General features: G+C 74.7%; 20 protein-coding genes. 3 read left to right on the plus strand and 17 right to left on the minus strand.

Going from position 1 to position 16260, the window contains the following annotated elements; genetic code table 11:
* Positions 1–379 precede the first annotated feature (379 nt).
* From JD77_RS33365 to pepN, 7 genes are all read right to left on the minus strand, one after another.
* The gene (locus JD77_RS33365) at positions 380–679 is read right to left on the minus strand and encodes an SDR family oxidoreductase (RefSeq protein WP_281292167.1); all 300 of its coding nucleotides are present in this window, start codon (positions 677–679) and stop codon (positions 380–382) included.
* Positions 680–688: 9 nt separating this feature from the next.
* A complete protein-coding gene (locus JD77_RS33370) occupies positions 689–1156 on the minus strand; it encodes an SDR family NAD(P)-dependent oxidoreductase (RefSeq protein WP_342799633.1) in 468 nt (155 codons plus the stop codon).
* A gap of 28 nt (positions 1157–1184) precedes the next feature.
* Entirely contained in the window at positions 1185–2033 is an 849-nt protein-coding gene (locus JD77_RS04985) for a DegV family protein (RefSeq protein WP_145773240.1), read from the minus strand.
* A gap of 87 nt (positions 2034–2120) precedes the next feature.
* Complete coding sequence (locus tag JD77_RS04990) at positions 2121–2750, minus strand: histidine phosphatase family protein (protein WP_145773241.1); 630 nt, start codon at positions 2748–2750, stop codon at positions 2121–2123.
* Positions 2747–3151: a ribosome silencing factor gene (gene rsfS, locus JD77_RS04995; RefSeq protein WP_145773242.1), complete on the minus strand. Its 405-nt coding sequence runs from the start codon at positions 3149–3151 to the stop codon at positions 2747–2749. The genes JD77_RS04990 and rsfS overlap by 4 nt, the downstream gene beginning before the upstream one ends.
* A gap of 110 nt (positions 3152–3261) precedes the next feature.
* Positions 3262–3858: a nicotinate-nucleotide adenylyltransferase gene (nadD, locus tag JD77_RS05000; protein WP_145773243.1), complete on the minus strand. Its 597-nt coding sequence runs from the start codon at positions 3856–3858 to the stop codon at positions 3262–3264.
* 111 nt (positions 3859–3969) lie between these two features.
* Positions 3970–6486 (minus strand): aminopeptidase N, encoded by a 2517-nt coding sequence (pepN, locus tag JD77_RS05005; RefSeq protein WP_145773244.1) that lies wholly within the window; start codon positions 6484–6486, stop codon positions 3970–3972.
* Between the two features lie 67 nt (positions 6487–6553).
* Here pepN and JD77_RS05010 point away from each other — a divergent pair, with 67 nt between their 5' ends.
* Positions 6554–6772, plus strand: a complete 219-nt coding sequence (locus tag JD77_RS05010; RefSeq protein WP_013287999.1) for a DUF397 domain-containing protein — start codon at positions 6554–6556, stop codon at positions 6770–6772.
* Between the two features lie 175 nt (positions 6773–6947).
* Here JD77_RS05010 and JD77_RS05015 read toward each other — a convergent pair whose 3' ends face one another.
* Both JD77_RS05015 and JD77_RS05020 read right to left on the minus strand, forming a co-directional pair.
* Positions 6948–7136, minus strand: coding sequence for a DUF397 domain-containing protein (locus JD77_RS05015; RefSeq protein ID WP_145773245.1), 189 nt, complete (start codon positions 7134–7136; stop codon positions 6948–6950).
* Positions 7127–7912: a helix-turn-helix domain-containing protein gene (locus tag JD77_RS05020; protein WP_145773246.1), complete on the minus strand. Its 786-nt coding sequence runs from the start codon at positions 7910–7912 to the stop codon at positions 7127–7129. Before JD77_RS05020 ends, JD77_RS05015 begins: the two co-directional genes overlap by 10 nt.
* A 596-nt stretch (positions 7913–8508) precedes the next feature.
* Between JD77_RS05020 and JD77_RS05030 the strand changes: the two genes are divergently transcribed.
* On the plus strand, positions 8509–8778 hold the full coding sequence (locus JD77_RS05030; protein ID WP_145773248.1) for a flavin reductase: 270 nt from the start codon (positions 8509–8511) through the stop codon (positions 8776–8778).
* 82 nt (positions 8779–8860) lie between these two features.
* Here JD77_RS05030 and JD77_RS05035 read toward each other — a convergent pair whose 3' ends face one another.
* The 8 genes from JD77_RS05035 to JD77_RS05070 form a co-directional block, all read right to left on the minus strand.
* Positions 8861–9292, minus strand: coding sequence for a hypothetical protein (locus JD77_RS05035; RefSeq protein ID WP_145773249.1), 432 nt, complete (start codon positions 9290–9292; stop codon positions 8861–8863).
* A 157-nt stretch (positions 9293–9449) separates the two neighbouring features.
* Entirely contained in the window at positions 9450–9908 is a 459-nt protein-coding gene (locus JD77_RS05040; protein WP_145773250.1) for a hypothetical protein, read from the minus strand.
* Between the two features lies 1 nt (position 9909).
* On the minus strand, positions 9910–12348 hold the full coding sequence (locus JD77_RS05045; RefSeq protein WP_211372490.1) for a molybdopterin oxidoreductase family protein: 2439 nt from the start codon (positions 12346–12348) through the stop codon (positions 9910–9912).
* Between the two features lie 2 nt (positions 12349–12350).
* On the minus strand, positions 12351–12899 hold the full coding sequence (locus JD77_RS05050) for an HPP family protein (RefSeq protein ID WP_145773252.1): 549 nt from the start codon (positions 12897–12899) through the stop codon (positions 12351–12353).
* Between the two features lie 51 nt (positions 12900–12950).
* Positions 12951–13487 carry an SRPBCC family protein gene (locus tag JD77_RS05055; protein WP_246140529.1) on the minus strand — a complete coding sequence of 179 codons (537 nt, stop codon included), beginning with the start codon at positions 13485–13487 and terminating at the stop codon, positions 12951–12953.
* A 171-nt stretch (positions 13488–13658) separates the two neighbouring features.
* Positions 13659–14297, minus strand: coding sequence for a DUF3618 domain-containing protein (locus tag JD77_RS05060; RefSeq protein ID WP_145773253.1), 639 nt, complete (start codon positions 14295–14297; stop codon positions 13659–13661).
* Positions 14294–14755 (minus strand): phage holin family protein, encoded by a 462-nt coding sequence (locus tag JD77_RS05065; RefSeq protein ID WP_145773254.1) that lies wholly within the window; start codon positions 14753–14755, stop codon positions 14294–14296. Before JD77_RS05065 ends, JD77_RS05060 begins: the two co-directional genes overlap by 4 nt.
* 22 nt (positions 14756–14777) lie before the next feature.
* Positions 14778–15569 carry a hypothetical protein gene (locus tag JD77_RS05070; RefSeq protein WP_145773255.1) on the minus strand — a complete coding sequence of 264 codons (792 nt, stop codon included), beginning with the start codon at positions 15567–15569 and terminating at the stop codon, positions 14778–14780.
* A 188-nt stretch (positions 15570–15757) separates the two neighbouring features.
* Between JD77_RS05070 and JD77_RS05075 the strand changes: the two genes are divergently transcribed.
* On the plus strand, positions 15758–16249 hold the full coding sequence (locus JD77_RS05075) for a DUF4383 domain-containing protein (protein ID WP_145773256.1): 492 nt from the start codon (positions 15758–15760) through the stop codon (positions 16247–16249).
* Positions 16250–16260: the final 11 nt, after the last annotated feature.

Consider the following 16260-nt stretch of genomic DNA (forward strand, 5'->3'; position numbering starts at 1 on the left):
TCCTCGGGCGGCACGACCGGCGGCACCGGGACGGCAGCCACCGGCCGGACAGCCGGCACCACGTCGGACGGCCCGGCGGCAGCCAACCGCTCCCCGGCCGACCCCGTGCCGCCGTGCCCGGTCGAAGCACCGTGCGGCCCCGCCGCGGGCCCGCTCCCGGGCGAGGACTCCCGCCCAGGCACGCCGGAAACCGCGGCGGCGGAGGGCTCGGCGGGCTGGCCGGGCAGCAGCCGGCCCAGGCGCCGCCGTACGGTCGTCTCCTCGTCGTCTGACACGGCGCGAGGCTAGGCCGGCGATCCGCCTGTACGCGGCCGGGCGAGCGGCACCTGTGGACGGCGGGGCGGCCTGTGGACAACCGCCTGATCATGCACCTGGTGTGCTAAGGGGAGGGCGGACGGGCCTCGGGGTCCAGGCCGAGTGCCGCCCGTCCCCCGTCCACCGGCAGGGTCACCCCGTTGACGAAGCTGGCCTCCGGCGACAGCAGGTACGCCACCGCCGCCGCCACCTCCTCGGCGCGGCCGATCCGACCCACCGGGTGCAGTACCCCCAGCTCCGCCTCGATCCGCGCCGCCGCGGCCGGCTCCTGCCCGGCCAGGAACGCCTCGTACCGCTCGGTGACCACCGAGCCGAGCGCGACCGCGTTGCTACGGATGCCCTGCCGGCCGTGGTCGACCGCCAGGGCGCGGGGTCAGCCCCTCGACGGCCGCCTTCGCCACCGAGTACGGCAGGGCACCGGACACCGGCCCGGCGGGCCTGGCGGGAGGAGACGTGCACGATCGCCCCGCCCGTACCGGCGGCCAGGAACCTGCGTACCGCCGTGGCGGCGCCGACGACGGCGAGGCGCACGTTGAGCCCGATCAGGTCGGCCAGCTCGCCGGGCGCCATGCTGTCGGTCGGCCGACGCCTCCGGGAACACCGCCGCGTTGTTGACCCAGCCGGCCAGCGGGGCGGCCTGCTCGGCGACGTCAGCCGCCCGGGCGGCCACATCCTCGTCGCCCGCGTCCCCGACCACGGTCCGCAGCCGGTCGCCGGCCGGGTGCGAACCCGTCCAGGCCACCGCCGCCGGGTCGTGTTCGAGCACCACCACGGCGTACCCGTCGGCCAGCAGCCGCTCGGCGATCGCCCGGCCGACCCCGCGCCCGCCGCCGGTCACCACGCAGGACCGGCCCGCCCCGCGCCGGACATCAGCGGTGCCGGTGGACGACGACGGAGGCCAGCCCCGGCCCGGCGTGGGCGGCGACCACGGCGCCGGCCTCGGTGACGTACGTGGCGCGCAGCCGGTCGCCGAGCCGTTCGGTCAGCGCGGCGACGAGCTGCTCGGCGCGCTGCGGGGCGGCCAGGTGGTGCACGGCGAGGTCGACCTCGGCGTCGCCGGCCGCCTCGACGGCCAGTTCGACCAGTCGCGCCAGCCCTCGGCTGGCGGTGCGCACCTTGTCCAGCTGCACGATCGCGCCGTCCGGCATGTGCATGATCGGCTTCACCGACAGGGCGGTGCCGAGCAGGGCCTCCGCCGCGTTGATCCGCCCGCCCCGGCGCAGGAACTCCAGCGTGTCGACGTAGAAGAAGATGGTGGTCCTGGTGATCGCGTCGAGCGCCGCCCGGCGTACCCCCGGGAGATCCGTGCCCCGCGCGGCGGCCTCGGCGGCGGCGAGCGCCGGGAAGCCGAGGCCCATCCCGGTGGACCGGCTGTCGACCACCGTGACCCGGCCACCCTGCTCGGCGGCGGCCAGTCGGGCCGCCTCCACCGTGCCGGAGAGCTCGGCCGACAGATGCACCGACACCACCCCGTCGGCGCCGGCGTCGAGCAGCCCCCGGTACGTCTCGGCGAACTGCTCCGGCGCCGGGCGGGAGGTGCTGGCCGAGACCCGCCGCCCGCTCATGGCCCGGGTGGCGTCGTCCGGGTCGGTCTCCACCCCCTCCAGCCCCTCCGCGCCGTTGAGTACGACGGTCAGCGGGACGACGGTGATCCGGTGCGCCCGCACCAGCTCGGGCGGGAAATAGGCGGTGGAGTCGGTGACGACCGCGACGGGCATGCTCGGCACGCTAGCCGATGCGTACGCCGCCCGCCCCTCCGGCGAACGGCCAGCACCGCCGACGGCGACGCATCCGCCCCCGCCCGGTCAGACCGCCTCGGTCACCGGTGCGGACGACAGCGGGCCGACGTTGTGGGCGCGCAGGTGCCAGCCCCGCAGGTCGTCGTGGCGCAGCTCGGTCCAGTGGCAGTTGCTCAACGAGCCGATGGTGCGCAGCACCGCGTGGTCCCAGCCGAGCAACTGCCCGCAGCCCTGCCGCGCCGCGCCACCGTGGGTGGCGACGACGACCGTGCCGCCGGGCGACGCGTCGGCCGCGTCCTGCAACCCCACGCCGAGGCGCTTGGCGAGGTCGTCGAGGCTCTCGACGCCGGCGCCCGGGTCGGGGGCGCCGGCCCGCCAGCGGGCGTACTCGTCGGGGTACCGCTCGGCCACCTCCGTCAGCAGCAGCCCCTGCCACTGCCCGAAGTGCCGCTCGCGCAGCCGGGCGTCGGCGCGGACGGGCAGCCCGGTCAGCGCGGCCAGCGCGGCGGCGGTGTCCGCGGCGCGGCTCAGGTCGCTGGCCACGATCGCGTCGGGGCGCAGCGCGGCGAGCAGCCGCGCCGCGCCGGCCGCCTGCTCCCGGCCGAGGTCGTTGAGCGGCACGTCGGTCTGCCCCTGCATTCGGCCGGTGGCGTTCCAGTCGGTGTTGCCGTGCCGCCAGACGATCAGTCGGGTCATTCGACGCTGGTGCTGCCGGCGTCCGCCTCGACCAGGTCCCGGTCGACGAACGGGATCTGCGGGCAGTCCTTCCACAGCTTGTCGAGGGCGTAGAACTCGCGCTCCTCGCTGTGCTGGACGTGCACCACGATGTCGACGTAGTCGAGCAGCACCCAGCGCCCGCCCCGCTCGCCCTCGCGCCGGACCGGCTTGGCCTTCTCCGGCAGCTCGAGCAGCCGCTCCTCGATCGCGTCGACGATGGCCAGCACCTGACGCTCGTTGGGCGCGGCGGCGAGCAGGAACGCGTCGGTGATGGCGAGCTGGTCACCCACGTCGATGATGACGATGTCCTGCGCCTTCTTGTCGGCCGCGGCCTGGGCGGCGGCCATCGCCAGCTCGTGAGCGCGTTCGGAAACTGTCACCGTACTCCTTCGATCAACCGTGCGACCCTCCAAGCGTCTCACACCCGGGGGCGAGGCCACTTGTCAGTTCTGGTCGATTACCCCGACAAAAGCTCACATAGCCGACGAGATCAGCCCCGATACAGGCCCCGCTTGGCGATGTACTGCACCACACCGTCGGGCACCAGGTACCAGACCGGCTCGCCCCGCCGGACCCGGTCGCGGCAGTTCGTCGACGAGATGGCCATGGCCGGCACCTGCACCAGGCTCACCGTGTCGGCGGGCAGGTGCGCGTCGGAGAGCTCGAACCCGGGCCGGGTCACCCCGATGAAGTGGGCCAGCTCGAACGTCTGGTCCAGGTCCTTCCAGGACAGGATGCGCTCCAGCGCGTCCGCCCCGGTGATGAAGTAGAGCTGCACCTTCGGGCCGTACTCGGCGTGCAGGTCGCGGAGCGTGTCGACCGTGTAGGTGGGCCCACCCCGGTCGATGTCCACCCGGCTGACCTGGAACCGGGGGTTGGAGGCGGTGGCGATCACCGTCATCAGGTAGCGGTCCTCGGCGGGGCTGACCGGCTCGTCGGCCTTCTGCCACGGCTGGCCGGTCGGCACGAACACCACCTCGTCCAGCCCGAACCGGTCCGCCACCTCGCTGGCCGCGACCAGGTGCCCGTGGTGGATCGGGTCGAACGTGCCGCCCATGATCCCGATCCGCCGGATGTCGTCCTCCACCCGTTGATCGTATGCCGCCGTCGGACGCGGCGACCCGGCCCCCGACCAGGGCCCGCCCGCCGAACGCCGGCGGGCGGGCCCTCGTCACGCGGGGACGGCGGGACGCCCCCGTCAGGCGGCGACGGCGGCGGTGGCGGTGCGGGCGACGAGTGCGCGGCGCAGGTCGTCGTCCTCGTCGATCACGACCCGACGCAGGCCGGGCGTGAGGTCGTCGCGGGCGAGCAGCGCCGCGGCCAGGTCCCGGGTGCGTTGCGCCACGGCGTACCGGGGGAAGGCGTCGCGCGCGACCTGGTCGGCCATCCAGGGGGTACGCAGCCGCGCCGCCGCCGGCATCTCGGCGAAGTACCGCGCCACGTACGGCTCGGTCAGCTCGACCTGCTCCGGCTGCCAGAAGCCCAGCGCGGCGGCCTCGACCAGCCGGTTCGACAGTTCGGTGCTGCCCGCCACGATCTCCCACGCCGCCGCCTTGGCCGCCGGGTCGGGCAGCGCGGCCCGGCACCGGGCGGCCCGCTCCGCGCCGGTCGCCGTCGGGTCGGCCGCCACCTCGGCGAGGATCTCGTCCGGCCCGGCCGCGCCGAGCACCACCAGCCGGCCGAGCAACGACCAGCGCAGCTCGGCGTCCACGGCCAGCCCGTCGGGCACGCCCCGGCTCGCCAGCCAGGCGGCGAGCAGGTCGGCGTCGGTGGTCGCACCGATCAGGGCCCGGGCGGCGGCGAGCTGCCGCGACCCGCCCGGCGCGGCGTCGTCGAGCATCCGGCGGCACGCGTCGGCCAGCGCGGCCAGGGCCGCCTTCCGTGCCGCCGGGTCAAGGTACCGGTCGACCAGCGACCGGGTCGCCCGGAGGACGTCCTCGACGATGATCAGTTCGGGCTCGCCGGGCAGGGCGGCGGCGACCAGCGCCACCAGCCCGGCGACCGGCCGCTCCCCGTCGGTGGCCGCGTCCAGCGCCTCGCCCCAGAGCAGGGCGCGGGCCAGCGGGTCGGCCAGCGCCGGCAGCACCTGCGGTACGGCGTCCGCCGAGGCCGGGTCGAGGCGGATCTTGGCGAACGTCAGGTCGCCGTCGTTGGGCAGCAGCAGCCGCGCCGCCGGCCGCCCGGTGAGGCCGGCGAGCACCGTGCGGCCCCCGTCGGCGTCCGGGTCGAGGTCGACCTCGTCGCGCACGACCGTGCCGTCGGCGGAGTACCGACCGACGCCGATGCGGTGCGGGCGCAGCACCGGGTGCGTCACCGGCGCGGTCTGCACGATCGCCGCCTCCGCGTACCGGCCGTCGGCGTCGACGCTCACCTCGACCCGCAGGGTGTTCACCTGGGCCCGGCGCAGCCACCGCTCCGCCCAGCCGGACAGGTCCCGGCCGCTCGCGGCGGAGAGGTTGCCGAGCAGGTCGGCCAGGGTGGCGTTGCCGAACCGGTGCGCCGCGAAGTGCGCGTTCAGCCCGGCCAGGAACGCCTCGTCGCCGAGCCAGGCGACGAGTTGGCGCAGCACGCTCGCGCCCTTGGCGTACGAGATGCCGTCGAAGTTCTGCAGGGCGCCGGCCGCGTCGGCGACCTGCTCCGGCGCCACGGGGTGGGTGGAGGGGCGCTGGTCGGCGGCGTACCCCCAGCCCTTGCGGCGCATGGCGAACGTCGTCCACGCCCGGTCGAACCGGGTCGCCTCGGCGGTGACCCGGGTGCCCAGGTACTCGGCGAACGACTCGTTCAGCCACAGGTCGTCCCACCAACGCATGGTGACCAGGTCGCCGAACCACATGTGGGCCATCTCGTGGGCGACCGTGGTGGCCCGCTGCTCGCGCTGGCTGTCGGTGACGGCGGAGCGGAAGACCAGGTCGTCGCGGAAGGTCACCAGGCCGGGGTTCTCCATCGCGCCGGCGTTGAACTCCGGCACGAACGCCTGGTCGTACTTGCCGAACGGGTAGCGCTCGGCGAACAGCTCGTGGAACCGGTCCAGGCACTGCCGGGTGACGGTGAACAGCTCGTCGACGTCGGCGTCCAGGTGCTCGGCCAGCGACCGGCGGCACCACAGGCCCAGCGGGATGTCCTGGTGCTCGGCGCGGCGGACGTGCCACGGCCCGGCGATCAGCGTGACGAAGTACGGCGCCAGCGGGGCGGTCGGGGCGAACTCCCAGCGGCCCGTCCGGGGCGTGGCGGCCAGCTCGCCGTTGGCCGCGACCGTCCACTCCGGCGGGGCGGTGACCGAGAGCGTGACCGGGGCCTTCAGGTCGGGCTGGTCGAACGCGGCGAAGATCCGCTGGGCATTGTCCAGGAAGGACATCGCGTAGAGGTACGTCTCGCCGTCGGCCGGGTCGACGAACCGGTGCAGCCCCTCGCCGCTGTTCGAGTACGCCATCTCCGCCTCGACCACCAGCGTGTTCGCCTCGGCCAGCCCCGGCAGCGGCAGCCGGTTGTCGGCCAGCGCGGCGGGGTCCAGGTCGCGGTCGTTGAGGCGTACGGTCAGCAGCCTCGCGGGGCGGATCTCGACGAACGTCTCCGCGCCGGGGGTCGCCCGGAAGCGGATCGTGGCGTGCGAGCGGAACGTCTCGCCGCCGCCGGTCAGGTCGAGGTCCACGTGGTAGGACTCGACGGTGATCAGCGCGCCACGCGTGGTCGCCTCTACTCGGCTCAGGCTCGGCATCCGCTTATCCTGCCCGATGGGGGACCGTACGCGTCTCCCGTGACACCTCGCGATGGAGGAAACAACAATGGGTCAGCACCCCAAGGGCGATTTCGACCTGTCCCGGGCGGTTTGGCAGCGGGCCGAGGGCGACACCTCCGAGGGCGCGGTCGAGGTGGCCTTCGTCGACGACCTGATCGGCATGCGCAACTCGGCGGAGCCGGACGGGCCGGTGCTGGTCTTCACCCAGGCCGAGTGGGACGCCTTCGTGGCGGGCGCCCAGGACGGCGAGTTCGACCTGGACTGAACGCCGGGGCCGCGTGGGCCCGCCCGCGGCCGGGCTCCCGAGGCAGCCATGTCGGGGACATTGCGCTATCCCAGCAAGGGGATGGCGCAATGTCCCCGACATGGCGCGGACGCTGGCCGACGGGCGCCGGCCGACGGGCGCCGGCCGACGGGCGCCGGCCGACGGACGCTGGCCGTCAGGCGCGGGTGAGGCCGGCGACGAAGGCGCGCCACGCGTCGGGCGCGAAGGCCAGGGCGCCGCCGTCGCGGTCCTTGGTGTCGCGGACGAGGACGACGCCGGGCAGGTTGTCGGCCACCTCGACGCAGTTGCCGCCGTTGTTGCCGCTGCGGGTGCTCTTGCGCCACCGGGCGCCGGTCAGGTCCATGATGATGCGGCCTCTTTGATCCTGTTCAGGGACTCCTGGCGGGGCAGCGCCTCGGCGCGGATGCGTTCCCACCGATGTTCCAGCGTAGCAACGTCCTCGGGCCGGTCGGTGATCTGCGGTTCGAGCTGGCCGTCGGCGCAGCCGACGCGGCTGCCGTCGGGCAGCCCGGCGATGACGAACGGCCCCCCGAGCCCGCCGTAGATCCCGACGGTGGAGGGCACGACGTGGATCTGCACGTGCGGCAGCTCCGCGCAGGCCAGCAGGTGTTCGAGCTGCGCCGTCATCATGGCGCGCTGGTGCTCGGCCGCCCGCCGGATCACCGCCTCGTCCAGCACCGCGGTCAGCAGCAGCGGCGGGTCGCGGTGCAGCAGCGCCTGCCGGCCCAGCCGCGAGCCCACCAGCCGGTCCACGTCGTCCGGTCGCAGCAGCTCGCCGGCCAGCGTCGTCCGCGCGTACTCCTCGGTCTGGAGGATGCCCGGCACCCAGGCCGGCTCGTACCAGCGCAGCGAGACGGCCCGCTGCTCGTCCTCGATCCACTCCCGCAACCAGATCGGCGCGCCCATCTTCTCGAAGAGTCGCTGGTAGAGCCCGCCCGTCTGCAGCGCCTGGTCGACCGCCTTGACGTAGTCCACCTTGAGCGGTCGCTGCCCGCCCTCGACGTTGCCGACGTGCGTGCCCGAATAGTTGATCAGTTTGCCGAAGTCGTCCTGGCTGAGCCCGCGCGCGATCCGCGCCGCCCGCAGCTCACCGACCAGGAACTCCACGCCGTTCCTCACCGTGCCCTCACCACTCCCTCACTCCTCCTTCAATTCACGCCCGGCCGCCCTCCGCGGCCCGCAGGGCGCCCGGTCACGCACTCAACGTCCCATTTCGGCTTCCGACGGTAACGGCGGGGCGTCCAGGGTGGAAGCACGCGATCCGGCCGGTGGAGGCGACGCCCGGCGGCCGGCTCCGCGCGGTGGTCCCGGCCGACCCGAGCCGGGGCCACCATCCCCGCTCCCCCACCGACAGGAGGAACCCGCATGCCGTTCCGCCTCTGGCGACCGCGCTCCGGCGCGCACCGCAACCAGACCCCGTCCCACCGTTTCCGGCCGCTCGCCACGACTCCGCCACCGGACATCCGACCCGCCCAACCGACCTCCGCCGCCCAACCGACCTCCGCCGCCCAACCGACCTCCGCCGCCCGGCCGCCGGATCCGGCAGTCCGGCGGCCCGACCCGGCAGCGCCGCCCGCCCCGCCGGCCGTGCCGCCCGTGCCCGGCCAGCGGCGGCCGTCCGGCTACTCCCGGAACGGGTGCCCCGCGTGGGCGGGACACCCCACCGTCGCGTTTCCCGTCGTCGGGCGCGCGGGATGGCTCACGGTCGCCCAGGCATGGCGGGCCAACGGGGGCCGCTGGTGACCCGACTCGTGCCCCACCAGCCGATGCGACCGCTCTGGCGGTGCCGCAACTGCGGCGCGGAGTGGCCCTGCCAACCCGCCCGCCTCGTCCTGCTCACCGAGTACCGCAACGACCGCATCGCGCTGCTCGTCTACCTGAGCACCCTGATGGCCGAGGCCGCCGACCATCTCGCCACGCTCAACGGCCACGCCCGCCCCGCCAACCTGCACGACCGCTTCCTCGGCTGGGCCCGCGCCCGCTGAACCCGTGATCGTCTGTCCACCCGGAAGACGGCACGCCGACGGAAGTGTCCGTGCACCGCAGACGGTCATGGGGCGATGTCGCTCAGTCGCCGTCGCCCCAGCCCAGGCCGCCCGGGCCCGGGGCGTGGTGGAAGCCGGGGTGGCCGGCAACGTCGACGCAGCGCTCGCCGTCCGGGCCCCGCGCCCCGCAGAACAGCCGCTCGGCCAGGTGCCAGGCGTCGGCCGGGGAGAGCGCGGCGGCGCCGAGCGCCAGCTCGGGGCGGAGCAGGCTCAACCCCTCGGCGTACGCCACGGCCAGCTCCCGGGCCCGGTCGACGCCGTCGGCCGCGAAGCCGAGGTGCACGGTGAAGTGGCGCGGCGGACGCCGCTGCGGCCGGGGCGGCGCGAGCAGCGCGGCGTCGGGCAGGGCGAGCAGCGGGACGTCCGGCCGCCCGACGCCGTCACCCGCCCGGCCCGCCCCCAGCCCGTCGACCACCAGCCGCTGGCGCCCGTTCACCGACCCGTTCTCCCGCATGTTGGCCTCCCGTTCGCACCCGTCACCTTTGGGCGGGCCGACCGGTGGCCGGCCCACGGGAAGCAGCCAACCAGGCGCGGGCCGCTCTGGGAGGGGCCAGCAGTGGTCGCGCTGGCCCCTCCCAGGGCGAACCGAACCGGGGGAGGATGGAGGGTTTTCAGTCGGCCACGACGAGGGCCTGCGGCGCGGCCTGCTTCATCCGGGTACGCAGCCACTTGAGCTGCGTCGCCGTCTCGCCCTCGCAGGCGCGCACCACGGCCAGCAGTTCCTCGTCCCGGGCCCCGTACGCGGCCTGGCCGATCACCGTCCAGGAGATGTCGCACTCGGCGGCCATCAGGTACACGTCCTGAAGGTCCCGCAGCAGCCCGAGGCCGCCCGTCCGGGTGCCCTTGAACAGCTCGGAGTGCAGCCGGTCCGGCTCGGCCGGGGCGTCCTCGGCGTACCGGCGGGCGAACGGGTCGAGCCGCTGGGCGTGCTGCCGGCACTGGGCGGCCAGCCGTTGGCAGAGGTGGAAGACGTCCGGCTCGTCGCCGTGCGCGGACCCGACCTCGTCGTACGCGTCGGCGAGCCGGAGCTGGGCGCGGTGCAACAGCCCGAGGTAATGCGCCAGGTGCACGTCAGGCCCCTTCCGTCGTCGACGTCGCCTCGGCCGCCGGACCGCCCACCGTCGCCGGCACGTCCGCGCCCGCCACGGGGGCGCTGCCGCCGACCGTGGGCGCGGGGGCGGCACGCCCGCCCGAGTCGCCCTCGCGGACCAGCCGGACCGCGGCGACCTTGAAGATGGGCTGCTTGGACACGGGGTCCCAGGCGGTGACCGTCAGCTCGTTCGCCGCCCGGTCCGGCTCGGCGCCGTCCCCGGCGTCCCAGTAGCCGTAGTGGAACGGCACGAAGACCACGCCGGGGCGTACCCCGCAGACGCGGGCCCGGACGCGCACCACGCCGCGCGGCGACTCGACCCGGACCCGGTCCCCCTCCCCCACGCCGAGCCGGTCGGCGTCGGCCGGGCTGACCTCGACCCAGACCTCCGGCGCGGCGTGCACGAGCTGCGTGGCCCGGCCGGTCTTGGTGCGGGTGTGGAACTGGTAGACGGTCCGGCCGGTGGTGAGCAGCAGCGGGTACTCGTCGCTCGGCACCTCCGGCGACGGCTGGTACGGCGTGGCGTGCAGGAACGCCCGCCCGCCCGGCTCCTTCGCGCGGTACTCGTCCGGCAGCAGCTCCGCGCCGGTGGCCAGGTCCTGCCCGTACGTCTCGCAGTAGTCCGGGTCGGTGTTGAACACGCCGTCGGTGTAGAGCCGCTCGGTGCCGTCGGGATGCTCGGAGTCGCACGGCCACTGGATGCCGCCGCCGCGCAGCCGCTCGTACGTGATGCCGGTGTAGTCGCACGGCCGGCCCCGCGAGCACTCCTTCCACGCCTCGAACGCCGACTCGGGGTCGGACCACGGGACCAGCGGGTTCCCGTCCCGGTCCCGGAAGTCCATCCGGCGCGCGTAGTCGAGGAAGATGTCGAGGTCGGGGCGGGCCTCGCCGGGCGGGTCGACGGCCTTGTCGGAGATGTGCACGGTCCGGTCGACGCTGGTGAACGTGCCGGTCTTCTCGCCCCAGGTGGCGGCCGGCAGCACCACGTCGGCCAGCTCGGCGGTCTCGGTCAGGAACAGGTCCTGCACCACCAGGAACAGCTCGGGCTTCGCCAGGATGCGGCGGATGCGGGCCAGGTCCGGCAGCGACACCGCCGGGTTGGTGGCCGAGATCCAGAGCAGCTTGATCGAGCCCTGCTCCGCGTACCGGAAGATCTGCATGGCGTGGGTCGGCGGCGCCCAGTGCGGGATCGTGTCCACGTCGACGTTCCACAGCCGGGCCAGCTGCGCGACGTGCTCGGGATTCGCCCAGTTGCGCAGACCGGGCAGGTCGCCGTCGGCCCCGCACTCCCGGTTGTTCTGCGCGGTGGGCTGGCCGTTCATCTGGTACAGGCCGGCGCCGGGGCGGCCGAGCATCCCCCGGAGCAGGTGCAGGTTGTTCACCGCGCAGCTCGCAGCGGTCGCCTGGTTGGACTGGTAGAAGCCCTGCAGGACGGTGGAGAGCAGCCGGTCGCAGGTGCCGAGCAGCTCGGCGGCGGCCTCCAGGTCGCGGGCGGGGACGTCGCAGATCTCCGCCACCCGCCGTACGGGGTAGTCCTCGACCACCCGGCACAGCTCCGCGAAGCCGATCGTGTGCGCGCGCACGTACGCCTCGTCGTACCAGCCGCGCCGGATCAGCTCGCGGAGCAGGCCGTTGAGCAGGGCGACGTTGGTGCCGTTGCGGACGGCCAGGTGCACGTCGGCCTCCCGGGCCACCGGGGTGGCGCGGGGGTCGACCGCGAGCATGGCCGGCGCGTTCGGGCCGCGCCGCCGGTCCAGCATCCGCATCCAGAGCACCGACTGGGTCTCCGCGACGTTGTGCCCCCACAGCGCGATCGCGTCGCAGTGGTCCACGTCGGTGTACGACCCGGGCTGCCCGTCGGTGCCGAAGGACGCCTTGAGCGCGGAGGCGGCGGTGGCGGTGCAGAGCCGGGTGTTGCCGTCCATGTGCGGGGTGCCGATCCCGGCCTTTCCGATCACGGAGAGCGTGTAGTACTCCTCGAGGAAGAGCTGGCCGGAGGTGTAGAAGCCGAAGTGCCCCCACCCGCCGGGGCCGTCGAGCAGCTCCTTCGAGCGGGCCACGATCCGGCCCATCGCCGTGTCCCAGTCGGCCTCGACGAGGCGGCCGCCCTCGCGTACCAGCGGCCGGCGCAGCCGGTCCGGGCTGTGGTTGGCCTGCCAGCCGTACAGGTCCTTGACGTCGAGGCGGCCGTGGTTGATCCGGTCACCCGCCCGCCCGCGCACGCCGACGATCCGGCCGCCGTGCACGGCGATGTCCATGGCGTCGCCGTTGGAGTGCAGGATCGACGCCGAGGGCACCCAGCGGTCGACGTCCGCGTCGGTGTGCCCGTCGGCGAGGAACGTGTCCACCCGCGCCGGCCAGGGCTCACCCGGCCCGTACGGCGTGCTCGGCCCCCAGGGGTCCGCGATCCGGTCGATCATCCTCACCCCTTCCTCGGCGCCGGCCCCGGCGCCCGCCACAGCGGCATGTCCCGGCCGGTGGCGCGGTTGAACAGCAGGTCCACCAGCGTCACCAGCACCACGGCCCCCGCCGCGACGATGAGCTGCCCGGGGGTGTGCAGCAGACCCAGGCTGACAATCAGTGTGGTCGCCCCGGCCGGCGGATGTGCCGCCTTGAGCAGCACGAGCACCAGCGCGGTGACCGCCAGCGAGCCGGCCGCGGCGACGATCCGCAGTCCGGTGACGCCCTCCTGGAGCGCCGAGGGGCGGCCGGCCAGCCCGGTCGCCGCCAGCAGGGCGTACCCGGCGAGCAGGGCCACCAGGTGGCCGATGACCGTGTTGCGGGGGGACGACTCCGGCTTCTCGGGCTGCTCGACGTGCAGCATGATCGCCGGGCCGAGGCTCGGGAACAGCCAGGGCTGCCGGGTCAGCAGGGCGACGGCGCCGGCCACCACCACGGCGACGGCCGCGCCGCCGAAGGCGCGCACACCCCTGCTGGCGGGGGACGACGGCTCGTCGATCTCAGGGGGCATGGCGGCTGATGTACCCCGACCCGCGGCGTACGAATCGGGCCGGGTACCCGTTCAGCCGGACTCGACCAGCGACTTCACCCGGCGCAGCGTCTCCCGCAGCCCGGCGTCGGGGTCGTGGCCGCCGGGCAGCCCGGCGATCCGGCGCACCGGCCCCGTGCGCCAGCGCAGCTCGGCCCGGATCTCGGTGCCCGGGTCCTGCGGGGCGGGGACCAGCTCGATCCGCCCCTGCTGCGGGTACGGGCCGTCGGTCACCCGCCAGCTCAGCCGGCCCGGGCCGTCGACCGTGATCTCCGCCCGCCACTCCGTGCCGCCGCCGGCCGGGTCGCGGGCCACGCAGCGCCACCGGTCGCCGTCGAGCTGCTCCAGGGTCGCCCACTCGGCGAGCGCCCGGTCGAGCCGCGCCCGATCGGTCCAGAAGCCGATCACGTTGGCCATCGGCCGGTCCACGGTGATCTCCCGCCGGACGACGTACCAGCCGCCCTGCCGCTCGGGCCGGTGCCGGCGCCGCCGGACCACCGCCCGCCCGACGCCGGCCGCGGCGACCCCGGCGGCACCGATCAGCGCCCATCTCGCTCCCCTGCTGGTCATGCCCGTTCCCTCCGCCCGGGGCGCCCGCGATGACCGCCCGTACCGGGCAGCGCTACCCGGCACCGCGGGCTCGAAACGACGAACCGCCCCGGAAGGCCACGCACACGACGGCTCGCGGCCACTCCGACGGGCGCCGGGAGTGGCCGCGAGCCGCGGCGTACGGGAACCTTGTCAGCGACCCACCTGCTGGGCCTGGTCCTTCACGTCGTGGGCGGCGGCGCGGGTGTCGTCCTTGACCGCGTGCACGGCGTCCTGGGCGGTGGCCCGCACCTCCTCCTTCGCCTGCTGCGCCGGCCCGCGCAGTTCGTCCCTCATCTCCGCGGCCACCTCGCCGAGCTTCTCCCGCACCGCTCCGGCGTGCTCGCCGGCCCGCTCCCGGACCTCGGTGGCGAGCCGCTGCTCGCGGCGGGTGGCCGGGATCAGCGAGGAGGCCAGCATGCCGACGCCGAAGGCGACCAGGCCGGCGGCGAGCGGATTGCCCTCGGACTTCTCCCGCAGCACCCGCGGGGCGGCGTGCGCGGCGTCGCCCATGGTCGAGGCCGCCGAGTGCGCCTTGTCGCTCGCGGTGGCGGCGGCCGAGGAGGCGCGGTCGGCCACCGCGTGCGCGGCGTGCCCGGTGTTGTGGCCGTAGTCCGAAGCGGTTCCCATGACCCTTTCCCTCACATTCTGTAGCGCGTTGCGCGCCCGCTGCTTGCGGTCGTGGACGATGCGGCCCGGGCTGACCTTGTACGCCAGGGCGTCCACATCGCTGCTCAGGCTGTTGCGGGTGGCCTCGATCTCGCGGCGGATCTGGTCGGGATCGGTGCTCATCGGGTGACTCCCTCCGGGTGTGGCTTGAGCGCGTCGGGAATCCGCTGGAGGCTGTCGCTGGTCCGGGCGAGACCGCGTACGCGCTGGGCGTTCTTCTTCGCCATGGAGTAGAGGACCGCGGCGATCGCGCCCCAGATCACGGCCACGATCAGGGCCGCCCAGCCGGCGTCCAGCACGTTGGACAGCCCGGCCCACAGGGCGATCGACAGGAACAGCGCCACCATGTAGCCGCCGAACCCGGCGCCGCCGAACAGACCGGCGGCCTTGCCCGCCCGCCTGCCCTCCTGGCGGATCTCGGCCTTGGCCAGCTCGACCTCCTGGCGCATGAGCGTCGACAGGTCGGTGGTCACCTGGCGCAGCAGCTCACCGACGGAGCTGCCCCGGACCTCGTCCGCGGTGGGCGGGGCACCCGCGGGGCCGTACCCGGAGTTCACCCGGGAATCCTGCGTCGTCGTCATGCCGCCGTCTCCCTTCGGACGCTCACCGACGCGTGCCGTTGGACGGCACGCCCGGCAGCGGGTCGGTCTGGCTCACCGGCGGCAGCGGCTGGCCGATGCCGCCCGCCGGGTCGGCGTAGCTGGTGTGCGAACGTGGGTCGGGGTAGGCGGCGCCCCGGCCGGAGTAGCCTGGGGCCGGCTCCACGTACGTGCTGGGGGTCGGGTCGAGGTAGCCGCCGGGCGGCGCCTGGTTCGGGACCCCGTTGGTGGACGGCAGGACCGCGGTGCGCTCCGGGTCGTAGCCGTTGGTCGAGCCGTACGCCTGGTGCGCGCCGCCGTCGGGCGTCGCGGCGAGGTTCTTGGTCAGCCGGCCGGCGAGCACGCCGAGCACGGCGGCGCCGACGAGGAACGTGCCGGGGTTGCGCCGGGCGTACTCCTTCACCTCGGCGAGGAGGTCGCCGGGCTGGCGCTCCTCCAGCCAGCCGGCCACGCCGTGCACCCGGTCGGCGGCCTGGTGGGCCAGCTCGGTCACCGGGCCGGACTGGCCGGAGTTCTGCGCCATCGCGCGCATCTCCTCGGCCAGCGAGCGCAGCCCGCCGGCCGCCCGGCGCTGCTGCTCACCGGCGTGGCCGGCGAGCTGGTCGCGCGCCTCGCCGTACAGGTTGCGCGCCTGGCGCGTCGCCTCGCCGACGACCTCCCGGCCCTGCTCCTTGGCCGTCTGCGCGACTGCCCCGCCCGCCTGGGCGGCCTCCGCGCCGACCTGGCGGGCCTGGTCGCGGACTCCGCCGCCGTTGCTCGACTCCTGCCCGTACGTGGGGGAGAGATCGTAGGTCATGATGTCCCTTCCGCTCGCAAACTCGTCGCGGTCGTGCTGGGGGATTTGGCCGGCGATCACATCGCCGGTGTCGTATGACCTACCCCGCGCCGGGTGTTCCATGCCTGATTCGCCATTCGACTGCATGGCGTACCCACAGGAACACAGAATGGAAAATCGCGGGCTTCCGACCGACGGAGGTGACATCGATGGCGCGTGACCGGCACGGTGGGGCGCCGGCGGGTCCGAAGCCCGCGGTGCAGGGCGCCGCCGTCCTGGTGGCCGCGGTGTTCCTCCTGGTCGGCGTGCTCGGGTTCGTCCCCGGCGTCACCGCGGGGTACGACGACATGACGTTCGCGGGGCACACCTCGGGCGCGAAGCTGTTCGGGCTGTTCCAGGTGTCGATCCTGCACAACCTGCTGCACCTGCTGTTCGGGCTGGTCGGGCTGGTGCTGGCCCGCAACGTCGCCGGGTCCCGGCTCTTCCTGGGCGGCGGCGGCGCGATCTACCTGGTGCTCTGGTTGTACGGGTTCGCCATCGACTTCTCCGCCGAGCACAGCGTGGTCAACTTCATCCCGCTCAACGGCCCGGACAACTGGCTGCACCTCGGGCTCGGCTTCGGCATGCTCGCCATGGGGCTGCTGCTGTCCCACGGCGTCGGCACCGGCGAGCCGCTGGACAGCCCGCCCGACCGCCCCTGAGCCCGGCCCGC

The organism is Micromonospora olivasterospora, from assembly GCF_007830265.1.
GTDB lineage: Bacteria > Actinomycetota > Actinomycetes > Mycobacteriales > Micromonosporaceae > Micromonospora > Micromonospora olivasterospora.

Excerpts from the sequence above, each read along its gene's own strand:
- JD77_RS04985 (WP_145773240.1), bottom strand. The coding sequence starts at position 2,033 with ATGCCCGTCGCGGTCGTCACCGACTCCACCGCCTATTTCCCGCCCGAG.
- JD77_RS04990 (WP_145773241.1), bottom strand. The coding sequence starts at position 2,750 with ATGACCCGACTGATCGTCTGGCGGCACGGCAACACCGACTGGAACGCC.
- pepN (WP_145773244.1), bottom strand. The coding sequence starts at position 6,486 with ATGCCGAGCCTGAGCCGAGTAGAGGCGACCACGCGTGGCGCGCTGATC.
- JD77_RS05010 (WP_013287999.1), top strand. The coding sequence starts at position 6,554 with ATGGGTCAGCACCCCAAGGGCGATTTCGACCTGTCCCGGGCGGTTTGG.
- JD77_RS05015 (WP_145773245.1), bottom strand. The coding sequence starts at position 7,136 with ATGGACCTGACCGGCGCCCGGTGGCGCAAGAGCACCCGCAGCGGCAAC.
- JD77_RS05030 (WP_145773248.1), top strand. The coding sequence starts at position 8,509 with ATGGCGGGCCAACGGGGGCCGCTGGTGACCCGACTCGTGCCCCACCAG.
- JD77_RS05035 (WP_145773249.1), bottom strand. The coding sequence starts at position 9,292 with ATGCGGGAGAACGGGTCGGTGAACGGGCGCCAGCGGCTGGTGGTCGAC.
- JD77_RS05045 (WP_211372490.1), bottom strand. The coding sequence starts at position 12,348 with ATGATCGACCGGATCGCGGACCCCTGGGGGCCGAGCACGCCGTACGGG.
- JD77_RS05050 (WP_145773252.1), bottom strand. The coding sequence starts at position 12,899 with ATGCCCCCTGAGATCGACGAGCCGTCGTCCCCCGCCAGCAGGGGTGTG.
- JD77_RS05055 (WP_246140529.1), bottom strand. The coding sequence starts at position 13,487 with ATGACCAGCAGGGGAGCGAGATGGGCGCTGATCGGTGCCGCCGGGGTC.
- JD77_RS05060 (WP_145773253.1), bottom strand. The coding sequence starts at position 14,297 with ATGAGCACCGATCCCGACCAGATCCGCCGCGAGATCGAGGCCACCCGC.
- JD77_RS05065 (WP_145773254.1), bottom strand. The coding sequence starts at position 14,755 with ATGACGACGACGCAGGATTCCCGGGTGAACTCCGGGTACGGCCCCGCG.
- JD77_RS05070 (WP_145773255.1), bottom strand. The coding sequence starts at position 15,569 with ATGACCTACGATCTCTCCCCCACGTACGGGCAGGAGTCGAGCAACGGC.
- JD77_RS05075 (WP_145773256.1), top strand. The coding sequence starts at position 15,758 with ATGGCGCGTGACCGGCACGGTGGGGCGCCGGCGGGTCCGAAGCCCGCG.